Raw genomic sequence first — 5,777 nt, 5'->3', positions numbered from 1 at the left:
CGGGCGGGAGTACTCCACGAACGCGTACTCGCCGTCGCGAACCTGTCCGGGGTCATCGTTCGCGCCCGCGAGAACTCCCGGTAGGAGGCCGAGAGCAGCGACCGGGTCCGGTCGAGTGCGACGCGTCGCGCGGGCGAGGCGGGCGTGCCGCCCTCCACGTCGAGAGCGTCCAGCACCGTGTGGTAGAGGTCGACGAGTTCGACCTGGTCGTCCCGGCGGTCCGCCTCCAGTTCGGGGTGTTTCACCAGCAGGGGGACGTTCACGAGCGGGTCGTACAGACAGAACTCGTGGCCGTACAGGTCGTGTTCGCCGTGGAGTTCGCCGTGGTCGGCGCAGACGACGACCATCGTGTCGTCCCAGCGGCCGGTCTCCTTCAGCCAGTCGAACAGGCGGCCGAGTTGGTCGTCGATGTGGGCGATTTCGGCGTCGTACAGGCCCCGGATGGCCTCCCACTCGTCGTCGTCGATGTCGCGCGCCCCCGAGTTGTACTCCTTTGAGTTCTGGCAGACTTCGGTCGAGTCGACGCCCGGCGCGAACTCCTCGGCGAACTCCTCGGGCGGGTGGTACGGCAGGTGGGCGTCCATGAGGTTGATGAACGCGAACGACCGCTCGGACCCCTCGATGAACTCCATCGTCCGGTCGACGACGGCGGGCGTCTTCGAGTCGGCGCCGCCGCCGCCGGCGAAGTACTCGTGGGCGGTGTTGCCGAGGCTGACGAGTTTGTCGGCGACGGCGCGGAGGGCGTCGTTGTCGTTCATCGTCTTCCACGCCTTCGCCAACGGGCCGGAGAGGAACTCCCCGGGCATCACCTCGAAGAAGTTGTCCTGGTCGGAGAAGCCGTCCGTCAGGTGGGTGTACGGCGTTATCCACGCGTTCGAGGAGTAACAGGCGGTGTCGTAGCCGGCGGCCGACAGCGTCTCCGCGAGGGTGGTCGCACCCTCCAGATACGGGTTCTCCTGGTCGGCGCCGTGGTGGGAGGGGTACATCCCGGTGAACAGCGACGCGTGGACGGGGAGCGTCCACGGTGCCGGGGCGACAGCCTCCTCGAACACCGTCGCTTCCTCCGCGAACGATTCGAGGTTCGGCGTGGTCGGCCGGTCGTACCCGTACGGCGTGAGTCGGTCCTTCCGGACCGTGTCCATCACGACAAAGAGAACGTTCTCGGGCGACTCGGTGCTCATACTCTCCCCTCGCGGGGACGGAATGAAAGAGGCTCCGGTCTCGTGCGTCGCCGCAGCGGGGACCGATCAGAAGGGCGCTTGCGGGCCTTCGTCGCCGTCGCCGCCGTCGTCGCCGCTCGATTCGCCGGGGAACGAGGGGGACATGCCGCCGCCGCCGCCGTGGCCGCCGTCACCGGTCATTCCCGTCTCGGCGTTCACCGTCTCTATCTCGGGAATCTCCTTGACCATCCGGCTCTTGATGGCCTGGATGGTCATCGGCGAGATACCGCACCCCGAGCAGGCCCCACCGAGCATGATGGTGACCTCGCCCGCCTCGCGGTCGAGGTGCTGGATGGCCGCGGAGCCACCGTGCATCTGAATCTGCGGGAAGTTCCGGCGCAGGAAGTTGGTGACGCGCTCTTTCAGGTCGTCGTCGGCGTTGGTCGCGTCCGTGCTCATGTCTCGCGGTTCGGGATGGACTGGCTTAGGCCTTTGGTTCGGGGGGACGACTCAGCCGTTCAACCCGAAGACGCGGCGGTGTTCGGCCGCCAACTCGTCCAGATACCGGTCCAACACGGCGTCGAGTTTCTCGTCCTCGACGACGACGCCGGTCAGTCGCTCCTTCGGGTTCTCGGGCAGTTGGACGTAGAAGTCGCCGTCCTCGTACATCGGCTCGGACTCGTTCAGAATCTGCTGGTCGATTGCGTGGATGAGCGTCGAGTCGTACTCGTCGTTCATCGTGTTGAACGCGTTCTTGTACGCTCGCTGGAGTTGCGGGAAGTAGTTCGCGTACTTGTCCTCGAACTTCTCGGGGTCGAAGTCGGCCATACTCCGGATTTCCCGTTCGAGAAGAAAAGTCGGACGGTTGGTGAACGCCGTCGCGTTCGTCCGTCGGATGGGCGACGACGCCCCCGAACGTCCGCGGTTCCCTCCACCACCACGTCGAGCCGGAACCGCTCTCCCGACGGTTCAGGCCGTCGGTGCCTCGGGTATCGCCCCGAGTTGCGTGAGGAGTCCGAGCATGTCGTAGTACCACCACGCCTCGACTATCTCCTCTCCCGCCATCTCGTAGACGGTGACGCCCGACCACTCGACGGACTCGCCGGTCGGGGGCACGCCGAACGCCGAGAGTTCACCCTCGTTCGTTCCGCGGGCCATCCACCGGGCGACGATGGCATCGTCGCCGCCGACGACGCCTTCGACGTCCACCTCGAAATCGGGGAACGCCGTGCGAATCTCCTGCACCCACTGCTTGAACGCGTCTCGCCCCTCGTAGTCTGCCGTCTGCGGGACGTCGTGGACGACGACGTCGTCCACGAAGTGTTCGTCCGCTCCGTCCATCTCCCCCCGATTCCAGACAGTCTCCGTGTACTCCCGTTGCAGTTCCTCGGCCCTCGTTCGAACGGACTCGTCCGTGTTTCTCTCCCCCGAGACGACGATACGGCTCCTCCAACAATCAACCATCTCACACTTCTTCGCCGCGGAGAATCAGAGCCCGATTCTTAGCGACTGCAGTGCGTACCTTCAGAGACGGCGACTGCACTCTATTCTGTATCGCATCATGTGATTTACTCGGTCCCGGCGGTCGATTCGGCCGTTCTCGCCACGCCGCGCGTGAGCGCCCGAGAGGCGGCCTCTCGTCCGTCTCGGGGGTGGGGTTCGACCGACCGTTCGAGAACGGTCGGTCGGCGACGCACCCTCGCCGGACGCTCACTCGGGTCGCTCCGGCGAATCCCCTCCAGACCGATTCACCGCAGAACGGAGTCGTCACGCCGCGACGGTCGGAATGCGCGGACGAGACACGGACCGGTTCCGGGAGGACGGAGGGCCGTCACCGGGTGGGGACGGCGGTGGTCTCCGCCGACGCGGACCGGGCGTCCCGCTCTGCCCGTCCACGCGGGCGACTGTCTCGACGGCCGAGCCCACGGTACGGTTGCCCCGAGTATGCCTCGATTCCGGTGTGCGAGCGCCGGACTGCGCCGCCCGTGCGTTCGCTCGTCGCCGGTCCCCCGGAGACGACCATCCGTTCGCGCCCGCCGTCGTGCGCGTCTCCCGAAGCCCCCACCTCACCCGCTGGCGTCCTCCGAATCCGTTTCACGCCCGGGGTACCGCCGAAATCGGCGCGCTGGAGGCGCTCGAACGCCGTCGGGGGGATTTCGACATCGGGAGTCGTTCCCCGCAATAAACCAAGTAACGCTATATCGAATCCGAAAGAGACGCGGACGACCCGGCGACTGGCCGTCGACTCGGTTGGACCGGTCGCTCGTCGGCTCGAACTCGACGACCGACCCACAGGGCGCAGAATCAGGGGAACGACGACCCGCCGACGGAGACGGTCACGCTCTCGACGAACGCGCCGGTGTTGTCCGTGGCGGTGAGCGTGGCGGGCTCGCCGACCGGCAGGCGAACGTCGCTCACGTTGGTCTGCCCCGCGGCCACCGTGTCGCTCCAGACGCTACTGCCGTCGCTGTCGACCACTGCCAGTTCGCGGACGTTGCGTTCGGTCGTCGCGCTCTCGGTCAGTTTCACCGACGCGACGGCCTTGTTCGCCGTCCACGACTCCGACAGCGAGACGGACTCGAACACGTTCGACGCGTCGACGCCGTCGGTGCGGAGCGAGAGACCGGTCGTCACGCACCCGCCGAGTGCGGCGGCGCCGACGGTGGCGAGGCCTGCGAGCAGTCGTCTCCGCGTAGGCGAGGGTTCTGTATCCATGTAACCACGGCCGAGCGACCGTACGTGGTCCTCGCTCGGCGCTCGCTTAGGCGGTTCGGCCGTTTCCCCGCCTTCGTTCGCCGACCGGTCTCCGGCCTCACTCGAGTTGTTCGCCGACGATTCGGTCGCTTCCGCGACGAAAGCCTCGCGGGTGCCCGCGGGGATGGTCGCGCCCGCGGCGACGTCGTGGCCGCCGCCGTCGCCGCCGACGGCCCGCGACGCCTCCCGCATCACCGTCGAGAGGTCCAGTCCCTGCCGGACGAGGACGTGCGACCCGCGGGCGGACACCTTCACCTCGTCGGCGGACTTCTCGGCGAACGCGAGGATGGGGACGTCGCCGCGGATTCCCGCCGCGCCGACGGCCATCCCGGCGACGATGCCGACGATAGTCTCGCGGATGCGCGTCCCGGCGTCGAACCACTGGACGTTCTCCTCGACGGTGACGCCCTCGTTCTTCACCCACTGCAGCCCCTCCGAGAGGTTCCGACGGTGGTTGCGCAGGAGTTTCCGCGCGCGTTCGAGCGCTTCACCCCTGTCGCCGAGGCAGACGGCCAGTCCCACGTCGGCGCGTTCGTACCGCGCGGTGGCGTTCAGCAGGGTGGAGAACTCGCTCACGTCGCGGAGTTCCGTCCCCTCTTCCTCGTCCAGCAGCGAGTACGTCGTCCCCACCAGGTCGTCGATGCGGTTCGCGGGCACGCCCGAGGCGATGGCGCGGCGCATCAGCGCGCTGACGACGGTCTTTCGCTCCGCCATCGACAGGTCCACCCACCGCCGCCAGTCGCCGTCGGTCTTCAAGTCGAGGTCGAGTTCCGAGAGGAACTCGATGGCGCCGTTCTGGTCGTTCGAGATGCCGGGGATGCGCACGTCGCTGGCGTACTCTAAGAACTTCGGGAGCGGACGGGTCTGCCGTCCGTAGATGACGAGGTCGGTGGCCTCCTCCAGCACCCCCGCTTCGACGCCGTCGGCGACGATGCCGGCGTTCGCACCGTGGAGGCCGCCCTGCGAGTTCTGCATGTCGCCCACCGCGCCGACGACGGCGAGGCCAGCCAAATCGCGGTTCGCGCCGTCTGCCGGTTCCAGCGCCCGCGCGAGGACGTAACTCGCGCCCGCGCCGGACAGTTCCGACGCGCCGTCGATGCCGAACCGGAGGGGGTTGAGGTGGTAGTCGGTGTCGGCGTCGGCCGGTTGGTGGTGGTCGGCGATGACCGGGTCGAAGTCGCCCGCCCTCTCGTGCGCCGCGATGACGTCCAACTGCCCGCTGCCGAAGTCCGTGAACAGCACCGTCTCGTACTCCGTCGCGGCTATCTTCGCCACCTCCGTCTCGTCCAACTGCTTCGAGAACACCGTCTCGAACGGGATTTCCGCGCGTTCCAGCGCCGTAGCGGCGATGGCGGCACTCGTCAGGCCGTCGGCGTCGATGTGCGAGGCGAGGAGGACTCGGTCGGCGTCGCGCAACCGCGCGGCGCAGTCGGCGGCGTGGTCTTCCATCTCCGGCACCGGGCCGTCGGCCGTCGTGACACCGTCCGCGCTCATACGGGGGAGTTTCCGCGCTCTCGGATTTAAACCTGCGCTCTACCGGTTCCTCGGTTCGGCGGCGCGGCTCACAGCCGCCGTCTGACGGCGAACAGCAGGGCCGCGCCGGCGACGGTGACGACGGCGACGAACGCCCACGCCGTCCCGTAGCCCGGCCCCTCGACGACGAGTCCGAACGCGGGCGGCGCGAGCAGTCCCCCGGCGTTCAGCGCCGTCTGTCCGCCCGCCGTCGCCGCGCCGATGTCGTCGTCGGCCACCACGTCGCTCAGGCAGGAGTAGAAGACGCCCGTCGAGCCGTGGATGGTGACGCCGAGGCCGACGAACACGGCGACGGTGACGAGGAGCGACCCGCCGACGCGACGAGGACGG

General features: G+C 68.1%; 4 protein-coding genes and 3 pseudogenes. All 7 read right to left on the bottom strand.

The window, feature by feature from the left end:
• Positions 1–1,181: pseudogene (locus GJ632_RS18765) on the bottom strand (sulfatase); the annotation flags it as partial.
• A 66-nt stretch (positions 1,182–1,247) separates the two neighbouring features.
• Positions 1,248–1,619, bottom strand: coding sequence for a NifU family protein (locus GJ632_RS18760; RefSeq protein WP_191453733.1), 372 nt, complete (start codon positions 1,617–1,619; stop codon positions 1,248–1,250).
• A 51-nt stretch (positions 1,620–1,670) separates the two neighbouring features.
• Complete coding sequence (locus GJ632_RS18755; protein WP_089803865.1) at positions 1,671–1,988, bottom strand: DUF5783 family protein; 318 nt, start codon at positions 1,986–1,988, stop codon at positions 1,671–1,673.
• A 141-nt stretch (positions 1,989–2,129) separates the two neighbouring features.
• Complete coding sequence (locus tag GJ632_RS18750; protein ID WP_191453732.1) at positions 2,130–2,624, bottom strand: ester cyclase; 495 nt, start codon at positions 2,622–2,624, stop codon at positions 2,130–2,132.
• Positions 2,625–3,464: 840 nt separating this feature from the next.
• Positions 3,465–3,875 carry a hypothetical protein gene (locus tag GJ632_RS25610; RefSeq protein WP_089803867.1) on the bottom strand — a complete coding sequence of 137 codons (411 nt, stop codon included), beginning with the start codon at positions 3,873–3,875 and terminating at the stop codon, positions 3,465–3,467.
• A gap of 97 nt (positions 3,876–3,972) precedes the next feature.
• Positions 3,973–5,408: pseudogene (locus GJ632_RS18745) on the bottom strand (DHH family phosphoesterase).
• 68 nt (positions 5,409–5,476) lie between these two features.
• Positions 5,477–5,777, bottom strand: a pseudogene (locus GJ632_RS18740) (MFS transporter); the annotation flags it as partial.

Source organism: Halogeometricum sp. CBA1124 (genome assembly GCF_009741955.1).
Taxonomy (GTDB): domain Archaea; phylum Halobacteriota; class Halobacteria; order Halobacteriales; family Haloferacaceae; genus Halogeometricum; species Halogeometricum rufum.
This window is presented reverse-complemented; position numbering and strand designations above follow the sequence as displayed.